The organism is Streptomyces sp. NPDC034103, from assembly GCF_055575395.1.
The window spans coordinates 161,015-186,379 of sequence record NZ_JBVISS010000010.1; the positions used below are offsets into that span (position 1 = coordinate 161,015).

The 25,365-nt window shown below is 71.9% G+C and carries 8 protein-coding genes and 1 pseudogene; 6 read left to right on the forward strand and 3 right to left on the reverse strand.

Annotated features, from left to right (window positions below):
* Nucleotides 1–38 precede the first annotated feature (38 nt).
* A complete protein-coding gene (locus ACZ56U_RS23450; RefSeq protein WP_469086126.1) occupies nucleotides 39–15,188 on the reverse strand; it encodes an SDR family NAD(P)-dependent oxidoreductase in 15,150 nt (5,049 codons plus the stop codon).
* A 482-nt stretch (nucleotides 15,189–15,670) separates the two neighbouring features.
* Between ACZ56U_RS23450 and ACZ56U_RS23455 the strand changes: the two genes are divergently transcribed.
* The 3 genes from ACZ56U_RS23455 to ACZ56U_RS23465 all read left to right on the forward strand — a co-directional run bounded on the left by ACZ56U_RS23455 (nucleotide 15,671) and on the right by ACZ56U_RS23465 (nucleotide 19,239).
* Nucleotides 15,671–16,861 (forward strand): cytochrome P450, encoded by a 1,191-nt coding sequence (locus ACZ56U_RS23455; RefSeq protein ID WP_469085941.1) that lies wholly within the window; start codon nucleotides 15,671–15,673, stop codon nucleotides 16,859–16,861.
* Nucleotides 16,862–16,933: 72 nt separating this feature from the next.
* Nucleotides 16,934–17,386: a nuclear transport factor 2 family protein gene (locus ACZ56U_RS23460; protein WP_469085942.1), complete on the forward strand. Its 453-nt coding sequence runs from the start codon at nucleotides 16,934–16,936 to the stop codon at nucleotides 17,384–17,386.
* A gap of 113 nt (nucleotides 17,387–17,499) precedes the next feature.
* A complete protein-coding gene (locus ACZ56U_RS23465; RefSeq protein WP_469085943.1) occupies nucleotides 17,500–19,239 on the forward strand; it encodes a 3-hydroxyacyl-CoA dehydrogenase family protein in 1,740 nt (579 codons plus the stop codon).
* Between the two features lie 73 nt (nucleotides 19,240–19,312).
* Here ACZ56U_RS23465 and ACZ56U_RS23470 read toward each other — a convergent pair whose 3' ends face one another.
* On the reverse strand, nucleotides 19,313–22,384 hold the full coding sequence (locus ACZ56U_RS23470; RefSeq protein ID WP_469085944.1) for a helix-turn-helix transcriptional regulator: 3,072 nt from the start codon (nucleotides 22,382–22,384) through the stop codon (nucleotides 19,313–19,315).
* Between the two features lie 370 nt (nucleotides 22,385–22,754).
* On the reverse strand, nucleotides 22,755–23,774 hold the full coding sequence (locus tag ACZ56U_RS23475) for a 3-oxoacyl-ACP synthase III family protein (protein WP_469086127.1): 1,020 nt from the start codon (nucleotides 23,772–23,774) through the stop codon (nucleotides 22,755–22,757).
* A 192-nt stretch (nucleotides 23,775–23,966) separates the two neighbouring features.
* Between ACZ56U_RS23475 and ACZ56U_RS23480 the strand changes: the two genes are divergently transcribed.
* The 3 genes and pseudogenes from ACZ56U_RS23480 to ACZ56U_RS23490 all read left to right on the forward strand — a co-directional run bounded on the left by ACZ56U_RS23480 (nucleotide 23,967) and on the right by ACZ56U_RS23490 (nucleotide 25,091).
* Nucleotides 23,967–24,149, forward strand: coding sequence for a hypothetical protein (locus ACZ56U_RS23480; RefSeq protein ID WP_469085945.1), 183 nt, complete (start codon nucleotides 23,967–23,969; stop codon nucleotides 24,147–24,149).
* A 29-nt stretch (nucleotides 24,150–24,178) separates the two neighbouring features.
* Nucleotides 24,179–24,322, forward strand: a pseudogene (locus ACZ56U_RS23485) (IS5/IS1182 family transposase); the annotation flags it as partial.
* A 76-nt stretch (nucleotides 24,323–24,398) separates the two neighbouring features.
* Nucleotides 24,399–25,091 (forward strand): DUF899 domain-containing protein, encoded by a 693-nt coding sequence (locus ACZ56U_RS23490; RefSeq protein WP_469085946.1) that lies wholly within the window; start codon nucleotides 24,399–24,401, stop codon nucleotides 25,089–25,091.
* Nucleotides 25,092–25,365: the final 274 nt, after the last annotated feature.

Here is a 25,365-nt window from a genome sequence, read left to right on the forward strand (position 1 = left end):
GGGCGCGAACGGCTCGTCCGCGGCGGGATCGTGACCGTTCAGGAAATCCCGAGCTCGCTGTTGATGAAATCCAAGACTTCGTCAGCGGATGCCGACTTGAGACGATCACCGGCTGTTTCCTTGCGCTGCGCCGGCCCTGTTTCCTTCCAGGCCGCGAGCAGGTTCTCCAGGCGCCGTGCGACGGTCGAGTGTCCGGCCTCGTCGGCGGAGACCGCGGCGAAGGCCGATTCGAGCCGGGCGAGTTCGGCGAGCAGGGACTCGGTCCCATGCGCCGTGTCCTCCTCGGGCGACAGCTCCTGAAGGAGGTGTTCGGCGAGGGTGTCGGGGGTGGGGTGGTCGAAGACGAGGGTCGCGGGCAGGCGCAGTCCGGTCGCGGTCTGGAGCCGGTTGCGCAGTTCCACGGCGGTCAGCGAGTCGAAGCCGATCTCCTTGAACGCCCGGCCCGGATCCACCGCCGCCGGCGAACCGTGCCCCAACACCGTGGCCACGTGAGCACGCACCACATCCACCAGGTACGAGACCCGCTCGGCCCGCGGCATCGCCGACAGGCGCCGCTCCAACTGCGAGCCGCCCGCCTCACCATCGCCGGCCGCGGCACGCGTCCGGCGCCGGACGTTCCCGGCCGTCGTCAGACCCCGAGCCAGCGCTCGGGTGACCTCACTCCCGCCCGACGCCCACGCCTCCACCTCCAGCCGCGCGGTGACGACCATCGGTTCGTCCACCCCGCAGCCGGCCTCGAACAGGCTCAGCCCGAACGGGGCGGGCATCGGCACGATGCCTGAACGCGCGAGCCGCGACAGGTCGTTCGCCTCCAGCCGCCCGGTCAGCTCACTGGCCTGCTCCCAATGGCCCCAGGCCAACGACACACCCGGCAGCCCCTGGGCCCGGCGCACCCCCGCCAACGCGTCCAGGAACACGTTCGCCGCCGCGTATCCCGCCTGGCCGGGATTGCCCATGACTCCCGCGAAGGAGGAGTAGAGGACGAAGGCAGCGAGATCCGCTTCCCGGGTGAGTTCGTGGAGGTTGAGGGCGGCGTCAACCTTGGGCCGCAGGACGGTGTCCAGCCGCTGCGGGGTCAGGTCACCCACCAGGCCGTCGTCCAGGGCTCCGGCGGTGTGTACGACAGCCGTCAGCGCACGCTCGCCCGGTATCGACGCCAGCACCGAGGCCAGCGCCTCGCGGTCGGCTGCGTCGCAGGCCACGACGTCCACCGTCTCCGCGCCCAACTCCCGCAGTTCCCGCATGAGTTCGGTGGCGCCGGGGGCGTGCGGGCCGCGCCGGCTGGTCAGCAGCAGGTGCCGTACCCCGCGCTCGGCCACCAGGTGCCTGGCCAGCAGCCCGCCCAGCGTTCCCGTCCCGCCGGTGACGAGCACCGTGCCCGCCGTGTCCCACGGGCGCGGCACCGTCAGCACCAGCTTGCCCGTGTGACGGGCCTGGCTCATGAACCGCAGCGCCTCCGGCGCCCGGCGCACGTCCCACGTCCGCACCGGCAACGGCTCCAGCACACCCCGCTCGAACAACTCCCGCAGCTCCGCGAGGACGGCGGCCACCCGGTCGGGCTCGACCTGCGCCAGGTCGTAGGCCTGGTAGGTGACGCCGGGATGGCGCTCGGCGACCTCGCGGGGGTCGCGGATGTCGGTCTTGCCCATCTCCAGGAACCGGCCACCTCGCGGCAGCAGTCGCAGCGAGGCGTCCACGAACTCCCTCGCCAGCGAGTCCAGCACCACATCCACACCATGCCCGCCGGTCACCCGCAGGAACTTCTCCTCGAAGCCCAGGTCCCGCGACGACGCGATGTGATCAGCGTCGAAACCCATCTCCCGCAAGATGTCCCACTTGCCCTCACTGGCGGTCGCGAACACCTCCGCACCCCAGTACCGCGCCAACTGCACCGCGGCCATCCCCACACCACCCGTGGCCGCGTGCACCAGCACCGACTCACCCGCCGACAACCCACCCAGATCCGCCAGGCCCACGTACGCGGTCAGGAACACCGCCGGCACGGCCGCGGCCTGCTCGAACGACCAGCCGTCCGGGACCCGGGTGACCAACCGCTGGTCGACCACGGCGACAGGGCCGAACGCGCCCTGCGGAATCAGGCCCATGACCCGGTCCCCGACCGCGTGCCCGGTCACTCCGGGACCTACCTCGGTCACCACACCGGCGCCCTCACTGCCCAGGGTCTCCTGACCGGGCACCATGCCGAGGCTGACCACGACGTCGCGGAAGTTGACGCCCGCCGCGCGGACCGACACCCGCACCTGCCCCTCACCCAACGGCTCCAGGGCCTGCGGAGCGGGCAGCAGCTCCAGGCTTTCCAGCGTGCCCGGCCCCGTGGTGTCCAGCCGCCACGCCTCGACGCCGGCCGGAGGCAGCAACGGCCCACCGGACTCGCCCGCCCGCACCATCCTCGGTACGACCAACTCTCCTCCCCGCACCGCTACTTGCGGCTCCTCAGCCGCCACCGCCGCCGCGACGGCCTGGGGCAGCGCAGCCCGCGAGCGTTCGTCACCGTCGATGTCCAGCAGCAGGAACCGGCCCGGGTTCTCCGCCTGCGCGGCCCTGACCAGACCCCACACCGGAGCCGACACCAGATCCACGGCGCCGTCAGCGTCGGCACCGTCCCCGGTGTCTCCCGCGTCCCCGGCGGGCACCGCGCCACTCGTCACCACGACCAAGCGCGACCCGGCGAAACGGTCCAGCGCCAGCCACTCCTGCACCAGCCCCAACGCCTCCGACGCCACGGCACGCACCCCACCCGGCACATCACCGTCCCGGTGCCCGCGACCGAGCGGAACGATCACCGTGTCCGGCGCCTCCGCGCCCGCGTCGACCGACGACGCCAGGGCCGCCAGGTCCGGGAAGCCGGGCGCGTCCGTCAGCCGCTCCCCCGCCGGACCCACTTCGACCGTCGCGGCGGGCGCGGCCGACTCCTTCGACCCGGACCCCAGCGCGGCCCATTCCATCCGGAACAGGGCATCCCTCATCGGGTCGTCGACCGTACGCAGCTTGCGCGGGTCCACGGCCCGCAGCACCAGCGAACCCACCGACGCCACCGGCGAACCCGCCCCGTCTGCCAGGACGACCGACACCGCGTCCTCACCCTCCGGGCTCACCCGCACCCGCACCACCCGCGCACCCACCGCGAACAACGCCACATCACCCCACGCGAACGGCAGCCGCAGTGGCCGGTCCTCCGCCCGCAGCAGCAGCGGGTGCAGCGCGGCGTCCAGCAGCGCCGGGTGGATTCCGAACCGTTCCGCATCCTGATGCAGGGTCTCGGGCAGTTCGATCTCCCCGAAGACCTCGTCACCGACCTGCCACGCGGCGCGCAGCCCCTGGAACGACGGCCCGTACTCGTACCCCTTGGCCGCCACCCGCTCGTAGAACCCATCCACGTCCACCGGTTCCGCCCCCGGCGGCGGCCAAGCGGTCAGCGAGACCCCGGCCACCGGCTCCTGTGTGCTGACGGCGCCGATCGCATGCTGCACCCACTCGACGCCGTCCGCCGCGCCCTCGGGGCGGGAGTGGAGGGTGAGTTCCCGGCGTCCCGTCTCGTCGGGCGGACCCACCGAGAGCTGAACCTGCAACCCCCCACGCTCCGGCACCACCAACGGCGCCGCCAACGTCAACTCCTCCACCACGGCGCACCCCACCTCGTCCGCCGCCCGCAACGCCAACTCCATCAACGCCGCACCCGGCACCACCACCACACCCGACACCGCGTGATCCACCAACCACGGATGCGAACCCAACGACACCCGCCCCGCCAAAACCACACGATCCTCAGCCGCCATCCGCACCAACGCACCCAGCAACGGATGTTCGGCGTCGGCAAGCCCGAAGCCGGCGGGATCACCGGAACCGGTGGGAACGGACTCCAGCCAGTAGTGCTGGTGTTGGAAGGCGTAGGTAGGCAGTTCGACCCGCCGGGCGCCGGTGCCGGCGTAGAGGGCGTTCCAGTCGACGGTGAGTCCACGGACGTAGCCCTCGGCGAGGGAGGTCAAGAACCGCTCGGGCCCGCCCTCGTCACGGCGCAGGGTGCCCAACGCGACCGCGGCCTGGGCGTCGGCGTGGTCCTCGAACGTCTCCTGCATACCAACCGTCAGGACCGGGTGGGGGCTGCACTCCACGAAGTAGCCGAAGCCGTCTGTGAGCAGCTCGCGGACGGTCGCGTCGAAACGCACCTCCTGACGCAGGTTCGTCACCCAGTACGTGGCGTCCAGGCCGCTGGTGTCGAACACCGAACCGGTCACCGTCGAGTAGAACGGCACCTCCGCAGAACGGGGCTCGAGGTCCCTGAGGGCCTCGACGACTTGGTCCCGGATGGACTCCACCTGCGGGGAGTGCGACGCGTAGTCGACCGCGATACGACGCGCCCGAATCCCCTCGGTTTCGCAGGCGGCCGTCAGTTCGTCGAGAGCTCCCGGCTCACCCGAAACGACCGTCGAGGACGGGCCGTTGACGGAAGCGATCGAGGTCCGGTCACCCCACACGGAGGTCAACTCCCGCACCCGATCGGCGCTCGCCGCGATGGAGACCATCCCGCCGTTGCCCGACAGGCTCTCCGCAATCGCCTGCGCCCGCAGCACCACCACCCGCGCGCCGTCCTGCACCGACAACCCACCGGACACCACAGCGGCAGCGATCTCCCCCTGCGAGTGACCGATCACCGCACCCGGCTCCACACCCACCGAACGCCACACCGCCGCGAGCGAGACCATCACCGCCCACAACGACGCCTGCACCACCACCACATCGTCCAGCGACGCAGCACCAGGCACACCCCGCACCACATCGACCACAGACCAGTCCACCAACGCGGACAGGGCAGCCTCACACTCCCCCAGCCGCTCCCGGAACACCGGCGAGGACTCCCACAACCCCGCCCCCATCCCCAGCCACTGCGACCCCTGACCCGGGAACACGAACACCACCCGGCCCGGCTCCCCGGACGCCACACCCGACACCACACCAGCCGACGGCACACCCTCCGCCACCGACCCCAACACCTCCACGGCAGCATCCCGGTCACCCGCCAAGACCACCGCCCGGTGCTCCAGAGCCGACCGCGTCTCCACCAGCGAACGCGCCACATCCGCGACCGTCAGAGCAGGACGCTCCGCGACGAACTCCGCAAGCCGCCCCGCCTGCGCACGCAGCGCCGCATCCGAACGACCCGACACCACCCACGGCAACACACCCGAGACCAGACGCGGATCACCGGAAGACTCCTGCGCCCCCTCCAGCTCCGGCGCCTCCTCCAGGATCACGTGCGCGTTCGTCCCACTGATGCCGAACGACGACACCCCGGCGCGGCGCGGGCGTTCACCGTCCGCCGTCCAGTTCACGGTGTCCGTCAAAAGTTCCACGGCACCCGCGGACCAGTCCACGTGCGGTGTCGGTTCGTCGACGTGCAGGGTCCTGGGCAGGACGCCGTGGTGCATGGCCTGCACCATCTTGATCACGCCGGCCACACCGGCTGCCGCCTGGGCGTGCCCGATGTTGGACTTCACCGACCCCAGCCGCAGCGGCCGGTCCGCCGGACGGTCCTGGCCGTAGGTCGCCAGCAGTGCCTGGGCCTCGATCGGGTCGCCCAGCGTCGTCCCCGTGCCGTGGGCCTCCACGGCGTCCACGTCCGCCGCCGTCAGCCGTGCGTTGGTGAGCGCCGCCCGGATGACGCGCTGCTGGGACGGACCGTTCGGCGCGGTCAGGCCGTTGCTCGCACCGTCCTGGTTCACCGCCGTGCCCCGGACCACTGCCAGCACCGGATGCCCGTTGCGCCGCGCGTCCGAGAGCCGTTCGACGAGCAGCAAGCCGACGCCCTCGGACCATCCCGCGCCGTCGGCCGCCGCCGCGAACGCCTTGCACCGCCCGTCGGGGGCCATGCCGCGCTGCCGGCTGAACTCCACGAACACCCAGGGGGTGGCCATCACGCTGACTCCGCCCGCGAGGGCCATGGAGCACTCACCGGACCGCAGGGCCTGCACGGCCAGGTGCAGCGCCACCAGGGACGACGAGCACGCCGTGTCCACCGTCACCGCGGGACCTTCCAGGCCGAACGTGTAGGCCACGCGGCCGGACGCGACGCTGCCCTGGGTGCTGGTGACGGCGTAACCCTCCAGTTCTTCGGGCTGCCCGGCGGCGGAGGCGTAGTCGTGGTGCATGACGCCGGCGAAGACCCCGGTCGCGCTCCCCTTCACCGTCGCCGGATCGATGCCAGCGCGCTCGAACACCTCCCACGCCGTCTCCAGCAACAACCGCTGCTGCGGATCCATCGCCAACGCCTCACGCGGCGAAATACCGAAGAACGCAGGATCGAACTCCCCCGCCCCCTCCAAGAACCCGCCCTCACGGGCGTACGACTTGCCCACTGCCGTCGGATCCGGGTCGTACAACCCCTCCACATCCCACCCACGGCCCTCCGGGAACAACGACACCGCGTCTCCGCCCGAAGCCACCAGGTCCCACAACCCCTCCGGCGACCCCACCCCACCCGGGAAACGGCACGCCATCCCCACGATCGCCACCGGCTCATCCACCCCGACACCACCGGCCACCACCGAAGAAGTCACCGCACCCGGAGACACAGCCGCCCCCAGGCCCAGCACCTCACCCCGCACAAAACCCGCCAACGCCAACGGCGTCGGATAGTCGAACACCAACGTCGCCGGAAGCCGCAACCCCGTCACCGCGTTCAACCGGTTCCGCAACTCCACCGCCGTCAAGGAATCGAAACCCAACTCCTTGAAGGGGTGTCCGAGGGCGACGGTCTCCGGTGTGGCGTGCCCCAGGACGGTGGCGACCTGGGCCCGTACGAGTCCGAGGATCTCGCGTTCCTGCTGTTCCTCGGTGAGGCCGGCGAGGCGCTGGGCCAGGGCCGATCCGTCGGTGGGGTTCGCCGCCGCTGCCTGGGGTCGGGAGCCGGTGCGCACCAGGTCGCGGAAGAGCGGGCGCAGCATCCCGGAGGCGGCCTCGCCGCGCAGGGTGGCCGGGTCGAGGAGGACCGGCACCAGGTGGGCGTCGTCCAGGGTGGTCGCGGTGTCGAGGAGTGCGAGGCCGAGGTCGGCGGGCAGGGGGTGGATGCCCGCACGGCGCATCCACGCCAGGTCGTCGCCGTCGAGGTGGTCGAGCATGCCGGTGGACTGTTCCCAGAGGCCCCACGCGAGGGAGTGCGCCGGCAGGCCGGATGCCCTGCGGTGCGAGGCGAGGGCGTCGAGGAAGGCGTTGGCGGCGGCGTAGTTGGACTGGCCAGGGTTGCCGAAAGTGCCGGCGATGGAGGAGAACAGGACGAACGCCGACAGGTCCAACTCCCGTGTCAGCTCGTGCAGATGAACCGCCGCGTCCACCTTCGGCCGCAACACCCGCTCCAGGCGCGAACCGTCCAACGACCCCACGAGACCGTCGTCCAGCACCCCCGCCGCGTGCACGACACCCCTCAACCCACGCTCCGCAGGCACACCCCCCAACACCCCGGCCAACGCCTCACGATCCGCCGCGTCACACGCCACGACGTCAACGGTCTGCGCACCCAGCCCCCGCAGCTCGCCCACCAACTCCGCCGCACCCGGCGTCTCAAGACCACGGCGACTGGTCAACAGCAGATGCCGCACCCCCCGCTCCACCACCAGATGCCGCGCCAGCAGACCACCCAACGTCCCCGTACCACCCGTGATCAACACCGTCCCGCGCGGATCCCACACCGCGTCGCCCGCCGGGCCACCTGTCGACGCGACACGAGCCAACCTCGGGACCAGCACGGCACCGCCGCGTACCGCCACCTGCGGCTCACCGGCCGCAACGGCACCGGCCACGGCCGCCGTCAACGCCGTAGCCGACGCCGGATGACCGTCCACGTCCACCAGCACGAACCGGCCCGGGTTCTCCGACTGCGCCGACCGCACCAGACCCCACACCGGCGCGTGCACCAGGTCGGTGACCGGGTCGCCCGGCCCTGTGGAGACGGCACTGCGGGTGACCACGACCAGGCGCGCGGAGGCGAACCGCTCGTCCGCGAGCCACGACTTCACCAGGTCCAGGGCAGCGGCCGTGGCCCGGTGCGCAGCCGCCACGACGTCGGAGGCCGTCTCCGGCATGAGGGACGCGTCCGGCGACGGCTCCGCACCTGGGGCCAGGCACGGGTCCGGGGCGGTGAGGTCCGCGACGACGATCTCGGGGACGCTCACGACCTCGGTGGCGGTCCCGTCCAGGGTGACCAGTGCCTCCGGGCGGCCGATCGCCTGGGCGGCCAGTGATCCGGCCGGTTCGCCGTCTGCGGGGGCGAGCAGTGTCCAGGAGGAGGTGTCCTCAGTGCCGGCCGGCAGCGCGTCGGCCGGAAGCGCCTTCCACTCGGTGCGGAACAGCGCGTTGCGCAGCTTGAGGTCGTTCCCGGAGCCTGCGGTGCGCAACCGGTCGGCGGAGACGGGGCGCAGGCTCAGGGCGTCGACGGTGGCGACGGGTGCGCCGGTGGTGTCGGCGACAGTCACGGCCACCGTGTCGGCCGTGGACTGGGCCGGGGCGACGCGGACGCGGACGGTGGTGGCTCCTACGGCGTGCAGCGTGACGCCGCTCCAGGCGAACGGCAGGCTGACGGAGGCGTCGTCCTCGGAGGTGCCGCCGGGCTGGTCGAGCCGGGCGAGGAGCATCGGGTGGAGCGCGGCGTCCAGGAGGGCCGGGTGGATACCGAACCGCCCCGCGTCCCTGGCCTGTTCCTCCGGCAGAGCGACCTCCGCGAACACCTCCCCACCCACACGCCACACCGACCGCACCCCACGGAACGCGGGACCGTACCCGTACCCCGCGTCCCCCACCCGCTCGTAGAAATCCCCCACGTCCACCCGCACGCCACCCGCCGGAGGCCACACCCCGAGCCCCGAATCCACGGGTGCGGGGGCTGCAGTACCGAGACCGGTGAGGGTGCCGGAGGCGTGGCGGGTCCACGTGGCGCCGTCGTCGTCCCCGTGGGCGGTCTCCGGCCTGGAGTGGATCTCGATGGCGCGCCGGCCGTCGTCGCTCCGGGCGGCAACAGTGATCTGGAGCTGGACCGCACCGTCCGCGGGGAGGACCAACGGCGCCTCCAGGGTGAGCTCCTCCAGCCGGTCGCAGCGGGCGGACTCCGCGCTGCGCAGGGCCAGTTCGGTGAAGGCGGCGCCCGGCAGCAGGACGGTGCCGAGAGCGGCGTGGTCGGCCAGCCAGGGGTGGGAGCGCAGGGAGAGCCGCCCGGTCAGCAGCAGCTGCCCGCCGCCGGCGACCTCCACGGCAGCGCCCAGCATGGGGTGGTCGGCGGCGCGCAGTCCGAGCCCTGCCGGGTCGCCCGCGCCCGCGGAGGAGGGCTCCAGCCAGTAGCGTTCGCGCTGGAAGGGGTAGGTGGGTAGGTCCAGCAGGGTGCCGGCGCCGGTTCCGGCGAACACGGCCCGCCAGTCCACCCCCGGCAGACCGCGCACATGCCCCTCCGCCACCGAGGTCAGGAAACGCCCCGGGCCGCCCTCGTCACGCCGCAGCGTCCCCACAGCCACGGCATCGGTACCGGCATCGTCACTGGTGGCGTCGACACCCATGACCAGCACCGGATGAGCGCTGGACTCGACGAAGAAACGGAACCCGTCCTCCAACAGCGCCCGCACCGCACCCTCGAAGTCCACCGGCCGACGCGCATTAGCGAACCAGTACTCCGCCGTCAGCCCAGTCGTGTCCAGCACCCCACCAGTGACCGTCGAATAGAACGGCACCCTGCCCCGCACCGGCACCACATCCGCGAACAACTCCAAAATCCGCTCACGCAACGGATCCACCTGAGCGCAGTGCGACGCCACCGTCGAACCCACCACCCGCGCCCGCACATCATCCGCCTTGCACGACGCCACGAACTCCTCCAGCGCCGCCACCTCACCCGCCACCGTCACCGCCCCGGGACCATTACGCCCGGCAATCACCAACCGGCCCTCCCACCGGCCCAAACGCTCCTGCACCTCACCCGCCGACAAAGCCACCGAAGCAACCGCCCCACGCCCCACCAGACGCTCAGCGAACAGGGCACTGCGCAACACCACGATCCGCGCCGCATCCCGCAACGACAGCGCCCCCGCCACCAACGCCGCCGCGATCTCACCCTGGCTGTGACCCACCACCGCCGACGGCACCACACCCACCGACTCCCACAACGCCGCCAACGACACGTTCACCGCGAACAACACCGGCTGCAACACCTCGATGCGCTCCAGACTCGGCGCACCCACAACCCCCCGCAGCACATCCGTCACCGACCAGTCCACGAACTCACCCAACGCCGCATCACACTCGGCGAAACGACGAGCAAACACCGGGGAAGCGTCCAGCAGTTCCACCGCCATCCCCGCCCACTGCGAACCCTGACCGGGAAACACGAACACCACCCGGCCCCGCACATCCGCCACACCCGCCACCACCCCGGGAGTGGGTACGCCGTCGGCGAGTGCGGAGAGCGAGGGGAGGGCATCGTCGCGGCCCTGCGCCAGCACCACGGCCCGGTGTTCCAGCACCGACCGGGTGGTCGCCAGGGACAGGGCCGTGTCGGCCGGTGACAGCTCCGGGCGTTCCCCGACGTAGCCGGCGAGGCGCCGCGCCTGGGCGCGCAGGGCCTCCTCGCTGCGCCCCGACAGCGGCCACGGGACGAGCCCGGCGGCCACGGCGAGGCCGGGCTCCTCGTGCCGACCGGCCGGCGTCTCTTCCGCGCCCTGCCGCGGCTCCGTTCCGGCCGGTGTGCCCGTCCGGCCGGGACCCGCGACCGCGGCGGCGGGCTCCTCGGGCGCGTCCTCCAGGATCAGGTGGGCGTTGGTGCCGCTGATACCGAACGAGGACACACCGACGCGCCGCGGGCGGCCGTCGCGCGGCCACTCCACCGGCTCGGTCAGGAGCTCCACCGCCCCCTGCGACCAGTCGATGTGCGGAGACGGCTCGTCCACGTGCAGGGTCCCGGGCAGCGTCCCGTGCCGCAGGGCCATGACCATCTTGATCACACCGGCCACGCCGGCGGCGGCCTGTGTGTGGCCGATGTTGGACTTCACCGACCCCAGCCACAGCGGACGGCCGGACGGTCGGTCCTGGCCGTAGGTGGCCAGCAGCGCCTGGGCCTCGATCGGGTCGCCCAGCGTCGTCCCGGTGCCGTGCGCCTCCACAGCGTCCACCTCGGCGGCGGACAGGCCCGCGTCGGCCAGCGCCGCGCGGATCACCCGCTGCTGGGAGGGCCCGTGCGGGGCGGTGAGGCCGTTGCTCGCGCCGTCCTGGTTGGTAGCCGAGCCCCGGATCACCGCGAGCACCGGGTGCCCGTTGCGCCGCGCGTCCGACAGCCGCTCCACCAGGAGCGTGCCCACGCCCTCGGCCCACCCTGTGCCGTCGGCCGACGCCGAGAACGCCTTGCAGCGCCCGTCGGGCGACAGCGCGCCCTGACGGCTGAGTTCCACGAACATGCCGGGCGTGGACATGACGGTGACGCCGCCCGCGAGCGCCATGGAGCACTCCCCGGACCGCAGGGAGCGCACGGCCCAGTGCAGCGCCACCAGCGACGACGAGCACGCCGTGTCCACGGTGACGGCGGGGCCCTCCAGGCCCAGGGTGTACGCCACCCGGCCGGAGGCCACGCTGGTCGTGCCACCGGTGAGCCGGTGCCCGTCCACGCCCTCGGCCCCGTCCTTCAGCTGGGGCCCGTACTCCTGGAACATAGCCCCGAAGAACACGCCCGTCCGGCTCCCCCGGAGGGACAGCGGGTCGAGTCCGGCCCGCTCCACCGCCTCCCACGAGGTCTCCAGCAGCAGCCGCTGCTGCGGGTCCATGGCCAGGGCCTCGCGTGGCGAGATCCCGAAGAACGCCGGGTCGAAGTCGGGCGCCTCCCGCAGGAAGCCGCCGCTGCGCACGTAACTCGTGCCCTGGCGCTCCAGGGTGGGGTCGTAGAGGTTCTCCAGGTCCCACCCCCGGTTGTCCGGGAAGTCGCCGATCACGTCCCGGCGACCCGCCACCACCTCCCACAGCTCGTCGGGAGAGCTGACACCGCCCGGGAAACGGCAGGCCATCCCGACGACGGCGATGGGCTCGTCGTCCTCGGTACGCCTGGCGGCGGCCTCCTGCACGGCGGGCGCGGCCGCGCCGAACAGGGTGGCTCGCAGGTGGCGCGCGAGGGCGTCCGGGGTCGGATGCTCGAAGAGCACGGTCGTGGACAGCGACAGCTCGGTCTCGGCGCTCAGTGTGTTCCGCAGCTGCACGGACAGGTGCGAGTCGAAGCCCTGCTCCTTGAACGACACACCGGTGTCCACCGCGTCCATCGAGGAGTGCCCGAGCGCGGCGGCGGCGTGGGTCCGCACCAGCCGTGACAGCGCTGCCTCCTGCTCGGCCTCGCTCAGGAGAGCGAGCTCGCGGCGCAGCGCGTGGGCGTCCGCGTCCGCTGTCTCGTCGGCTTCCGGCACGGCGGCCGGTCGCACCCTGGGCGCGGCGAGGGCATCCACGGAGACAACGGTGTCGAGCCAGTACCGCTGCCGTTGGAAGGCGTAGGTGGGCAGTTCGACCCGCCGGGCGCCGGTGCCGGCGTAGAGGGCGTTCCAGTCGACGGTGAGTCCACGGACGTAGCCCTCGGCGAGGGACGTCAGGAACCGCTCGGGCCCGCCCTCGTCACGGCGCAAGGTCCCCAACGCGACCGCGGCCTGAGCGTCGGCGTGGTCCTCGAACGTCTCCTGCATACCAACGGTCAGAACCGGGTGAGGGCTGCACTCCACGAAGTAGCCAAAGCCATCCGTCAGAAGCTCGCGGACGGTCGCGTCGAAACGCACCTCCTGACGCAGGTTCGTCACCCAGTACCCGGCATCCAAGCCGCTGGTGTCGAACACCGAACCGGTCACCGTCGAGTAGAACGGCACCTCCGCAGAACGGGGCTCGATGTCCCTGAGGGCGTCGACGACTTGCTCCCGGATGGACTCCACCTGCGGGGAGTGTGACGCGTAGTCGACCGCGATACGACGCGCCCGAATCCCCTCGGCTTCGCAGGCGGCTGTCAGTTCGTCGAGAGCCCCCGGCTCACCCGAAACCACGGTCGACGAAGGGCCGTTGACGGAGGCGATCGAGATCCGCTCACCCCACACGGAGGTCAACTCGCGCACCCGATCGGCGCTCGCCGCGATGGAGACCATCCCGCCGTTGCCCGACAGGCTCTCCGCAATCGCCTGCGCCCGCAGGACCACGACCCGGGCGCCATCCTGCACCGACAGCCCACCCGCCACCACGGCAGCGGCGATCTCACCTTGTGAGTGCCCGATCACCGCGCCCGGTTCGACACCCACCGAACGCCACACCGCCGCAAGCGACACCATCACCGCCCACAACGACGCCTGCACCACCACCACATCGTCCAGCGACGCAGCACCAGGCACACCCCGCACCACATCCACCACAGACCAGTCCACCAACGGCGCAAGAGCCGCCTCACACTCCGCAAGCCGCTCCCGGAAGACCGGCGAGGCCTCCCACAACCCCGCCCCCATGCCGAGCCACTGGGACCCCTGACCCGGGAACACAAACACCACCCGGCCCGACTCCCCGGACACCGCCCCCGACACCACACCAGCCGACGGCACACCCTCCGCCACCGACCCCAACACCCCCACAGCCGCACCCCGGTCACCCGCCAGCACCACCGCACGGTGATCGAGCGCGGCCCGGCCCGTCGCCAGCGACCACCCGATGTCCGGCAGCGACACCTCCGTCCGCTCACCGGCGAACGCCGCCAGCCGCGCCGCCTGCCCCCGCAGGCCCGCGCGATTCCGGCCGGAGAGCGGCCAGCACGTCACGGGAGTGTGGGCGAACGGCGCGGTGTCACTTTCCGGGGCGGTGGCTTCGTAGGCTCCGGTCCATTCCGCGGCCACGACGTGGCAGTTGGTGCCGCCCATGCCGAACGAGGACACGCCGGCGAGCAGCGGCCGGTCGTCAGCGGGCCACGGGCCGGTGGTCCGCTGGACGCTCAGGTTGAGCCGGTCGAGGGGGATCTCGGGGTTGGGTGTCTCGTAGTTGAGGCTGGCGGGGAGCAGTCGGTGCCGGAGGCTGAGGACGACCTTGAGGAGGCCGGTGATGCCGGCGGCGCCTTCCAGGTGGCCCACGTTGGTCTTGACGGAGCCGACCATCACGGGGTCGCCGGGCTCGCGGGCCGTACCGACGGCCGCGCCGAGGGCGGCGGCCTCGACCGGGTCGCCGACCTTGGTGCCGGTGCCGTGGAGTTCGACGTACTGGACGTCCGCGGGGTCGGTGCCGGCCCGCTGGTGGGCCAGGCGCAGGACTTCCTCCTGGGCGGCGCGCAGGGGGGCGGTCAGGGACGCGCCGCCGCCGTCGTTGTTGACGGCACTGCCGAGCAGCAGGCAGTGGATGGTGTCGCCGTCGGCGACGGCCTTCGAGAGGCGTTTGAGGACGACGACGGCGCCGCCCTCGCCGCGCACGTAGCCGTTGGCGCGGGCGTCGAAGGTGTGGCAGCGGCCGTCCGGGGAGAGGGCGCCGAAGCGGGCGACACGGTCGGTGGTCTCGGGGAGGAGGTTGAGGTTGATGCCGCCGGCGAGGGCGACGGTGCTCTCACCGGTGCGCAGGCTCTCGCAGGCGAGGTGGACCGAGACCAGGGAGGACGACTGGCCGGTGTCCACGGTCATGCTGGGGCCGCGCAGGCCGAGGGCGTACGAGACCCGGTTGGCGATCATGCTGCGGTGCAGGCCGGTCATGGAGTGGGGGCCGAGGGCGTCGGCGCCGAGGCGGGCGGAGAGCGCGGCGTAGTCGTCGGCGATGACGCCGACGAACACACCGGAGCGCTGGCCGGCGAGCCCCGTCGGGGGCAGTCCGGCGTCCTCGAGCGCCTCCCAGCCGAGTTCGAGTGCCAGGCGCTGCTGGGGGTCCATCAGCGTGGCCTCGCGCGGCGAGATGCCGAAGAACGCCGCGTCGAAGCCCTCGATCTGCTCCTGGTCGAGGAAGGCGCCGAAGCGGGGGGTGCGGGTGTCCTGCTCGCCGTCGGTTCCGTCGTCGGTGGCCGCGGCGCCGAGGCGTTCCGGGGGGAGCTCGCGGACGGCGTGGCCGCCCGCGCGCAGCAACTCCCAGAAGGCGGCGGGGGTGGGGGCTCCGGGCAGGCGGCAGGCGAGCCCCACGACGGCGATCGCCTCGTCACCGTCGGCCGGCCCGTCGCCGGACGGGGTCATGGAATTCTCGCGCGCCTTGTTGTCCGCCAACACTGTCTCCAGAGCTCCCCGGGAATTGCGTCGAGACCGCGATCGGGCCGGATGGAAGTGGGAATCCGAACGGGTGGGTGTCGAGGTGATGCGTTGGTTTCCCCGAATCCCAGCAGGACGACGGTGCGTGTGTCGACCGGTGCCTGGTGCTCATGGGCCCCTAGCTTGGTGGCCCCCACCCCTATGTCGTCCGGGAGTCCCCCTACGGGCAATCTGGGGATGCCGGACGCGCGTACGCTCGGATACGGTTCGTGCGTTCCGGTACCGGGGTGCGTCCGGTTAGTGCGCAGGAACTCGCCCTTTATTTCCGGACGAAGAGCAGTACTGGGAAAAAGCACCCGGGAACGGCCCATTTTCCTTTCCCACCCCCTCTTTCTTACTCATTCCTCCCTCTTTCTTCTTCCGTCGCCGGTCCTTTCCTGCCTTTCCGTCCGGACGTAAGGAGTCCTCACATGTCCGAACAGGCTCTTCCTCTGACTCCCCCTTCGGCTGCCGACGGTGGAGCGGCCTTGTTCGACTGGCTGCGCGTGATGCGCGACGAGGCGCCCGTCGTCCGGGGGAGCAACGGCAGTTGGTATGTGTTCCGTTACGCCGACGTGCAGCACGTGCTCTCCGAGTACGCCGACTTCTCCTCCGATCCGACGCCGGTCTCGCCCAAGGCGGCGGAGGTGGCCAAGGGCGACCTGGCGCAGATCGACCCGCCCGTCCACCACCACCTGCGGCGGCAGATCAGCCGGGTGTTCACCCCGCGGATGGTGGCGGGCCTGGAGCCGCGCATCCGCGAGATAGGCACCGGGCTGCTGGACGCCGCCGGGGACGCCGGCGAACTGGACCTCGTGCGGCAGCTGACGCATCCGCTGCCGGTGATCGTGATCGCCGAGCTGCTGGGCGTGCCGGCGGAGGACCGCCCCGTGTTCCGGCACTGGGCGGACCGGATCATCGCGGCGAAGATCGCCGGTGTGGACGACCCGGAGACGTACGAGAGGCTCAGGTCCGCGATCGAGGAGATGGACTACTACCTCGAGGGGCAGCTGGAGGAGCGGCGGGCCCGGCCGGGGGACGACCTGCTGAGCCGGATGGTGACGAGCGAGCTCGACGGGGAGCCGATCACGGGCGCCGAGGCGGTCAACTTCGCGCGGCTGCTGCTGATCGCGGGGCACATCACCACGACGATGATGCTGAGCAGCTCCATCCTCTCCTTCGACGAGTTTCCGGGAGCCGCGGCGCAACTGCGGGCGGACCGCTCGCTGATCCCGGGTGCGCTGGAGGAAGTGATGCGCTATCGGCCGCCGTTCACCATCACCGGCCGTTACACGACCCGGGACGTGGAACTGTCCGGGGTGACCATTCCGGAGCGCTCGATCGTCATTCCGTGGCTGGTGTCGGCGAACCGCGACGAGCGGCAGTTCGCCGACCCGGACGTGTTCGACATCCACCGCTCGCCCAACGCGCACGTGGCGTTCGGCAAGGGCATCCACTTCTGCATCGGCGCCCCGCTGGCCCGCCTGGAGGGCCGGGTCGCCCTGGAGCTCCTGTTCGACCGGTTCTCCGACATCCGGCTCGACCGCGAGGTGCCGCTGCGTTTCCACGAACAGAACTTCTTCGGCGTCAAGTCGCTGCCGGTGTCCGTGAAGCACGCCTAGGACACGCACCCCACCGGAGAAGCACCGAACCGTTCGGCCCCGAGGCTCACTGCGAGAGGCACCGGAGACCCCATGCCTGACGAGGCGACAGCCAAGCAGCTCATCCTGGACCACTGCCGGAAGATCAACGAGGGGGACGTAGAGGGCCTGCTCAAGCTGTACGCGGAGGACTGCAGCTTCGAGGACCCGGTCGGCAATGGCAAGCAGTACGGGCTCAAGGCGCTGAGCCAGCGCGCCGCAGCAGCCATCTTCTCCGGCGCGTACGAGGACGCCGCGTCGCCCGTGGCCGCCGAGGGCGGCCGCTGGGCCGCGGTCCCCATGGTGTCGACGTTCAACTACCTGCCGCTCGCCGGGCCGGCGATGGCGCAGAGTGGCCTGCTGCCGCCGGAGCCGCCGCCGGACCCGGAGAACAAGATGATCCGGGTCAACATCGTGATGGTGATCCGGGTCAACGACGACGGCCTGGTCGACCAGATGCAGGCCTTCTACGGCCGCGGTGACGCCACCGTCATCGACAAGGGCTGACCCCACTCGGGCGCAGGGGATCCTGGCCGCCTTCACCGTCCGGTCGGAGAGCCGAGCCGCGGTCCCCTTGTCTGCGCACCGACCGGACGAGGAACCGAAGGGACCCAACCACCATGGCTCAGACGTTCACGCGGACAGCGGTGATAGGGGTGGGCGCGGTCGGCGCCACGCTCGTGGACCTGCTGGCCCGGGCGGGGCTGCCGGTCACCGCCGTGGAGGCGGACGAACAGGCGCTCGCGGCCGGGAGGCGGCGGGCGGCGGGGCGTACCGCCGACGGCACCGAGCCCGCGGGCGTGCGCTGGTGCACCCGGGTGGCGGACGCCGCCGGGGCCGACCTGGTGATCGAGGCGGTGCCCGAACGTCTGGACGTCAAGACCGCCGTGCTCGCGGAGGCGGTCGGGGTGTGCGGGCCGGACACCGTGTTCGCCACCACCACGAGCGGCCACTCGGTCACCGAGATCGCGTCGCTGTGCGGCACGATGACCCGCACGGTCGGCCTGCACCTGTTCCCCGCGGTGCCCACCAAGGCGGTGGAGGTGGTGAGCACCCCGCTGACCGAACGGACCGTCCGGGAGGCGGTGGTGGAGCTGGCGCGGCGCCTGGACCACACCCCCGTCCAGGTCGCGGACCGCCCGGGCTTCATCGGCGGCGCGCTGGCGATGACGTTCCTCAACAGCGCGGTCACGATGTACGAGCAGCGCTACGCCTCCCGGGAGGACATCGACACGGCGATGACGCTGGGCTGCGGGCTGCCGCTCGGGCCGCTGGCGCAGCTCGACATGATGGGCCTCGACGTGGCCCGGGACACGCTGGAGCTGCTGTACGAGCGGACCGGCGACCGGGCCTACGCGCCGGCCCCGCTGCTCTCGCACTACGTGGCGGCCGGGCTGCTCGGGCGGAAGACGGGGCGCGGCTTCTACGACTACGGGCCCGACGGCGAGGCCCCCACGTCCGTGGCCGGCGGTCGCGTCTCCGGCCGGAGCGTCCTGCCCTCGCGCCCGGTGCGCACGGTGGGCGTGGTGGGGTCCGGGACGATGGGCGCGGGCATCGCCGAGGTGTGCGCCAGGGCCGGCCACCCCACGGTGCTCGTGGCGCGCAGCGACGCCAAGGCCAAGGGGGCGGTGCTGATGGTCGAGCGGTCCCTGGAACGGGCGGTGGGCCGGGGGAAGGTGTCGCGGCGCGACGCGGACGCGGCCCTGGGCAGGCTGGTGGCCGTCTCCCAGCTGGAGGCGCTCGACGAGTGCGACCTGGTGGTCGAGGCGGTGGTGGAGGACCTGGCGGTCAAGCGGACGCTGTTCGCGGAGCTGGGCCGGACCTGCCGGCCGGACGCGGTGCTGGCCTCGTCGACGTCCGGGCTGCCGATCATCGAGTGTGCCACGGCCACGGGCCGCCCGGAGAACGTGGTCGGCATGCACTTCTTCAACCCGGCCCCGGTGATGCGGCTGGTGGAGGTGGTCCGCACGGCGCTCACCTCCGACGAGACGGTCGGCACCGCGCACGCCGCGGCCACCGCGATGGGCAAGCGGCCCGTGGGCTGTGCGGACCGCGCCGGGTTCATCGTCAACGCCCTGCTGTTCCCCTACCTGAACCGGGCCATCGGGCTCGTGGAGCAGCAGGCCATCACCCCGGACGACGTGGACGAGGTGATGACGGGCGGCCACGGCTATCCGATGGGCCCGCTGAAGCTGCTGGACGTGGTCGGCCTGGACGTGTCGCTGCAGATCCAGCGGACGCTGCACGACACGTTCCTCGATCCGTCGCTCGCGCCCGCCCGCTACCTGGAGCACCTGGTCCGGGCGGGCCACCTGGGGAGCAAGTCGGGGCAGGGGTTCCGGGTCCACGCGGGCCGCTGAGCCGCCCACCGCGCTGGGGCGCGGACCGCCGGGACGGTGCCCCCGCCGGGGGGACCGTCGCCGCGGCCTCATGTCACGCGGTCTCCGGCAGGTCGAACTGCAGGTCTATCGGGAGCTGTTGGCGGCCACCTATCTTCAGCTTGCGGTAGACCCGGGTCAGGTGCTGTTCGACGGTGCTGACGGTGATGTACAGCTGCGAGGAGATGTCGCGGTTGGTGTAGCCGCAGGCGGCCAGCGCCGCCACCCGCTTCTCCGAGTCGCTGAGCTTGGCCTCGCGGGTGTCCACCACCGTCCTCTCCGGGCCGGTGCCCCAGCCGTCCTCCCCGTGTTCGAGGCGGATCCGCGCGCACAGCGGCTCGGCGCCGCACTCCCTGGCCAGTTCCCAGGCCCGCCGGGACGCCATCGCGGCCTGCGCGAGGTCCCCGAGCCTCTTGTGGGTCTCTCCCAGGTCGCACAGGGCCCGCGCCAGCTCCAGGCGGTCCCCGGACTGCCGCAGCTGGGCCACGGCCCGGGTGAGCAGGCCCAGCCGCTCCCCCGGCGCGGACGCCTCAGCGAGCAGCCGCAGGGAGATGCCGTGGATCCGGGGGTTGGCGTCGTCGAGGCGGGAGATCTGTTCCAGGAGCAGCCGCTCGGCCTCCTTGCACTCGCCTGTCCCGAGCAGCGCCTCGGCCAGGTCGCTGCGCCACGGCACCCACACCGGCTGGTCGAGGCCCCAGCGCTGGGTCGTGCGGCCCACGGCCATGAAGTCGTCCAGCGCCGCGTCGAGGCGGTTCGTGGCCAGGTGGTAGTGGCCCCGGGCCCGCAGGTACGTCAGTCCGTAGGCGCTCGCGTACAGCGCCTGCGAGGCGGGCTCGTTGAGCTTGCGGGCGCCGGCCTCGTACTTCCCCATGGCGGTCTGGGCCATCACCTGGACGGCGATCAGGCCGCAGGCCAGGACGCTGCGCTTGCGTTCGGTGAGGCGGTCCAGCCCCGCGTCGATGCAGCGCTCGGCCTCCTCGGGGTTCCCCTGCGCGAGGGCGACCTCGGCGCGCAGCCCGGCGAACATGGCGTACCAGCCGCCCGCGCCGCGGCGGGCGGTGTGCTTGAGGAGCACGTCGCACCAGTAGCGGGCCCGCTCCGTCTTCCCGGAGAACAGCAGGCACTTTATGGCGCTGGTGAGGGGCTCCATCGTGGCGTCGGTGAGCGCGGAGCGCTGCAGCATCTCCTCGGCCGCGGTGGCGAAGTCGCCGCGCCGGGGGCCGAGGAGCAGCCGCCACGGCTGGCCGCCCCAGGAGGGCAGCGACTCGCTTCCCGGCCGGGCCGGGAGGGCCCGCACCTCGCCGCCCTGGTGCGGGATGCCGCTCAGCCGGCCGTCCGCCCACGGATAGCGGCGTTCCACGATGGAGGTCATCAGGGCACCTCCCGTGCCCCGTTCCTGCCCGGCGGCGGCCTGGCCGGCGGGCGCGGCGGCACGGGCGGGCCCGACGGCCGCGGACGCCACGCCGGCGCCCTGGGGCCCGGGGACGAGCACCTCGTACGCCTCCTCGAGCCGCCGGTGCGCCAGGAACAGGTCCGCGATCGCCGTCGTGTACCGCGGCGGTGCCTGGCCCGACCGTACGGCCGCGAGCAGTTCCTCGGCCGCGTCCTCCGCGGCGGAGGGGTGGTTGCGCCGCAGGATGACCGAGGTGCGCAGCTTGATCTCGATGCGCCGGCCGGGCTCCTCGCAGACCCGGTGGGCCAGCTCCAGGCAGGCCACGGCCACGTCGTCCTCGTCGTCGGCCAGCGCCTCCTCCGCGGCGTCGCACAGGACCGCGGCCGCCCACGGCTCGCTGATCCGCTCCAGCGCCAGCAGGTGGGGAGCGACGGCCGAGGCCCGGGCGCCGTCGGCGTACAGCAGGGTGGCCGCCCTGCGGTGGAGCTGCTGGCGGTGCTCGGGGTCCATCGCGTCCAGGACCTGGCTGCTGACCGCCGGGTGCTGGAAGTGGCAGTCGTCGACCACACCGGCGGCGTGCAGGGCGCGCAGGCCCTGGGCGGCCGAGGTGCGGGGCAGCCGGCACAGGCGACTGAGCAGGTCGAGAGTGCTGGCCGCGCCGAGGACGGCCAGTCCCTCAGCGACCTTGGCGGCCGTGGGCCCGCTGCGGTCCAGGCAGGTGAGGACGGCATGGGCAAACGTTTCCCCGGGCGCGGGGTCCAAACAGCCTGACGCGCCCACGGCCGTTCCGCGCTCCTCCTGCAGGGCGCGCAGCAGCAGTGGATTGCCCCGCGTCACGGCGTAGAACTCCTCCGCCGTTTCCTCCCGCACCGGCAGCCGGGACTGGTGGTGGGCGAGGAATCGCGCCACCGCGTCGGGACCGAGGCATCCCAAGCGGATCCTGCGGAAGTTCGGCTGGCGCAGGAATTCGGTGCGGTACGCGGTGTCCTGCTGCCGGTAGTAAAGGGCTTCCGTGAACACCATCAGCAGCCGGCTGGTGCGCGAGCGGCCCGCTATGTGGAGCAGGTATTGCAGGGAGGCGCTGTCGGCGTGCTGGAGATCGTCGATGCCGATGACGACGAGCCGGTCGCGCGCGACGGTGCGCAGCGCGGCCCAGAACCTCTGCATCCCCGCGCCCCTGCCCTGGGCCGTCCCGTCGGGCAGACCGGGGCCGGTCGTTCCCTCTTCCTCGTCCAGCACACGCTCTAGCCAGGGCTTGGTTTCGGGTGGCAGCGCTTCGCTGTGGACGAGTTGCCTCACCAATCCCAGCGGAACACTCTCCTCCGACGGCATTCCGGTGGCCCGGAGAACGATCGCCCCCGCCTCACTCGACAATGCCGCCAGGGCTTCCAGAAGCTCGGTTTTGCCACATCCCACGGGTCCTTCGACGAAAATAGTTCTCGCTCGCCCCGCCGCACTGTCTCGCACAGCTATTTTCAGTGCGGCGAGTTCTAATTCCCTGGCTATCAGCATACGGAATCCGGATCCCCCTTCACCGATGGACCGGCGGTACTGACAGACCGTCAATACCTTCTGCTCCGGCGGTGGTTCGGCCGCTCCGCCTCCACGAGACGGAGGTCCGCACGGCAGATTCCCCCACCCGTGTCCACAGATCGATGAAACCCTCGGGCTCGTCCGACTGTCAACCAGCCCCGGACCAAGCCCCTCCGCCTGGCCACCGACGGAAACCCGCATACCGCGACCTGATTCTGCCAATTCATACCGTAGTGAACGATCCCGTTTCCATGGGAATCACTCATTCCGCTGTAAAGCCGCGGAGGTTGAACCGGTCTGAACTCTCGCCAAATGGCTGCCGACGAAGCAGTGGTCGGACGCCTCTCACATGCGGCTGGGTGATTGCCCGATGACCGGGACGAGCGCGTGCCGGAAGATAGGGGTATCCCCCTACCGAAGTGCGGCGGACGCGTCCGGCGCGGATCCGGATCCGTACACGGGGCGCACTATGGCGCACCCGTGGACCACAATTTTTTAGCCACCTTTTTACACGGGGCGTAATTCAGTGGCACCGACGCGCCGAGTAGGGAAACATGCCTCGGCGGGCGCCCTACTCGGTCCCCTGCCACCTGACCAGTGCCGTGCCCAGCGACATCCCGCCGCCGAACCCGGCCAGCAGCAACAGGTCCCCGTCAGCGAATGCCCCCTGCCTGCGCGCCGAGTCCAGCGCCAGCGGTATGGACGCGGCACTGGTGTTGCCGTGCTCGGCGACCGTGAGGTGCACGCGCGCCCGCGGCAGCCCGAGGCCGGGCAGGACCCTGTCCAGCATCACGCCGTTGGCCTGGTGCGGCACGAAGTGGTCGACGCTCGCGCCGTCCACGCCGTTCTCGGCGAGCGTGGCCCGGACGGCGGCAGGGAGTTCGGCCATCACGTACTCCGTGACCGACCGGCCGCTCATGCGGAAGGAGTGCCTGCCCTCGGCCACCGTCTGCTGCGACGCGGGCTCCCGGCTGCCGCCGGCCGGCACCTTGATGAGGTCGTGCAACGCGCCGTGGCTGGCCGCGTGCGCGCCCACCAGGCCGCGGTCCGGACCCACCGGCCCCAGCACGACCGCGCCCGCGCCGTCGCCGAACAGCACGGCGGTACGCCGGTCCGAGCGGTCGATGATGCGCGAGTAGAGGTCCGCGCCGATCACCAGGGCGTGGCCCCCGGGCGCGGCCCCCGGCGACTGCAGCAGCCGCGCGGCCACCACGAGGGCGAACACGAAACCGCTGCACACGGCGTTGACGTCGAAGGCCGCCGCGTTCACCGCGCCGATGCGCTCCTGCACCAGGCAGGCCGTGGCAGGCTGTGGATGGTCGGGGGTGGACGTCGCCACCACGATCCAGTCGAGCCGGTCGGGGGTGACGCCCGCGGTGTCGAGCGCGTCGAGCGCCGCCTCGGCGGCGAGGTCGGAGGTGGCCTCGTCCTCGGCGGCGTAACGGCGGCTGCGGATGCCGGTCTTGGCCTCGATCCAGTCGGCGGTGACGCCGGCCCGCTCGGCCACGAGCTGGTTCGGGACGGCCTCGGCGGGCAGGTACGACCCGGTGCCCAGGATGCCGACGGCCCGGTGCTCGGTCGGGGCTCCCATCATGCCGCCGTCGTCGGCGTACTCGGTGCGGGGCTCCAGGAACGGCAGATCAAGACGGCCACCTCCGGAAGGGTGCGGGAGCTTCGACGTTACGGACACGGGCAGTCCCCGATAACCCCTAACCGGGGCTCCCGGGCACCCCTAGACACTCTGCGGGCGCCGTTCACGCCGGGGCACGGGTGTGCTCGCGCTGTGCGCCGCGAAGACCACGGCCTCGTGCGGGGCGACGTCGGCCTCGACGCACTCGGCATTGTCCGCGTTCCCGGCGTTCCGGCGCCTGGCCAGGGCATCATGCAGGGCGGCGACGTCGTCTCCGGTTCGGCGCGGCGCGGCTTCGACGTGCACGAGCATCCGGACCCCATAGACATCCGGTGACGGCCGCCTGGCGGCGCTGGGTGAACCCCTGGGAACGGATCGTCGCCGCGGTCCCGGCAGCGGCCGACGACGCTGACGACGTCGGCTGGACCGTGTCCGTGTCCGTGTCCGTGCACCCGACCGTCTGCCGAGCCCACCAGCACGCCGTCGGAGCCAGGAAAAGGAGGCGGCTCGGGCCGATGAGTTCCGGGGCCCGATGAGGTCTACCTCTGCACGAGCGAAAGCTGCACACGAGTTCTGTGAGGGACCATGACCACCCACGCACTCCCACCCGTCGTCGACGCCGCAACTTGGGAGCGCCGACTCGAGGCGCTGCGTGCCCGGGAGAAGGCCGCGACGCGGGAGCTTGACGCCATCGCCGCCGAGCGTCGTCGCCTGCCGATGGTCGAGATGCCCGACTACACCCTGGAGGGCGAGAACGGCCCCGTTCGGCTGGCGGACGTCTTCGAAGGCAAGCGGCAACTGATCGTCTACAACCACATGTGGTTCGCCGGCAAGGAATGGCAGTGCCCGGGCTGCACGGGGTTCACCTCGCAGTACACCCGCCTGGAGTTCCTGGACAACTACGATGCGCGATTCGTCATCGTCACCCAGGGCCCGATCAAAGAGGCACTCGCCTACCAGCAGCGGGTCGGCAACCAGATGACGTGGTACTCGACTGCCAACAGCTCCTTCGGGGCCGACGTCGGTGCACCACCCGACGCAGGATTCGCGGTCAACGTGTTCCTGCGCGACGGCGACACCGTCTATCGCACCTGGCACACCAACGGCCGGGGCACCGAACAGCTCAGTCACACCTTCCCCCTGATCGACGTCCTGCCCTACGGACGGCAGGAGGAGTGGCAGGACTCCCCCGACGGCTGGCCTCAGTCCCCCACCTACAGCCGGTGGGCGACCTCCAAAGACATCGCCGCGCTCTATGGCCCGGGCTCCGGCGGCTGAACACCCCGCATCGCGGACTGCGACTCCTGGCTGGATGCCCTTGCCGGCGATCTGCACGACGACGACAGTCACCTTGCTGTACCTGCATCGGCCCGAGGACGCCGCGCACCAGGTGGTGGCGGTCGCGCGTGATTGACCCCTGTGGACTTCCGCGCCTCCAGCGCGCTGGGAGCCTCCGTCGACATCCACCGCCGGCGTCCCGACGCCGGGCACCGATTCGCGTTGCCCGGTGCCCCACCAAAGGTCAGACGCATCCTGGAACTCACCCGTCTCA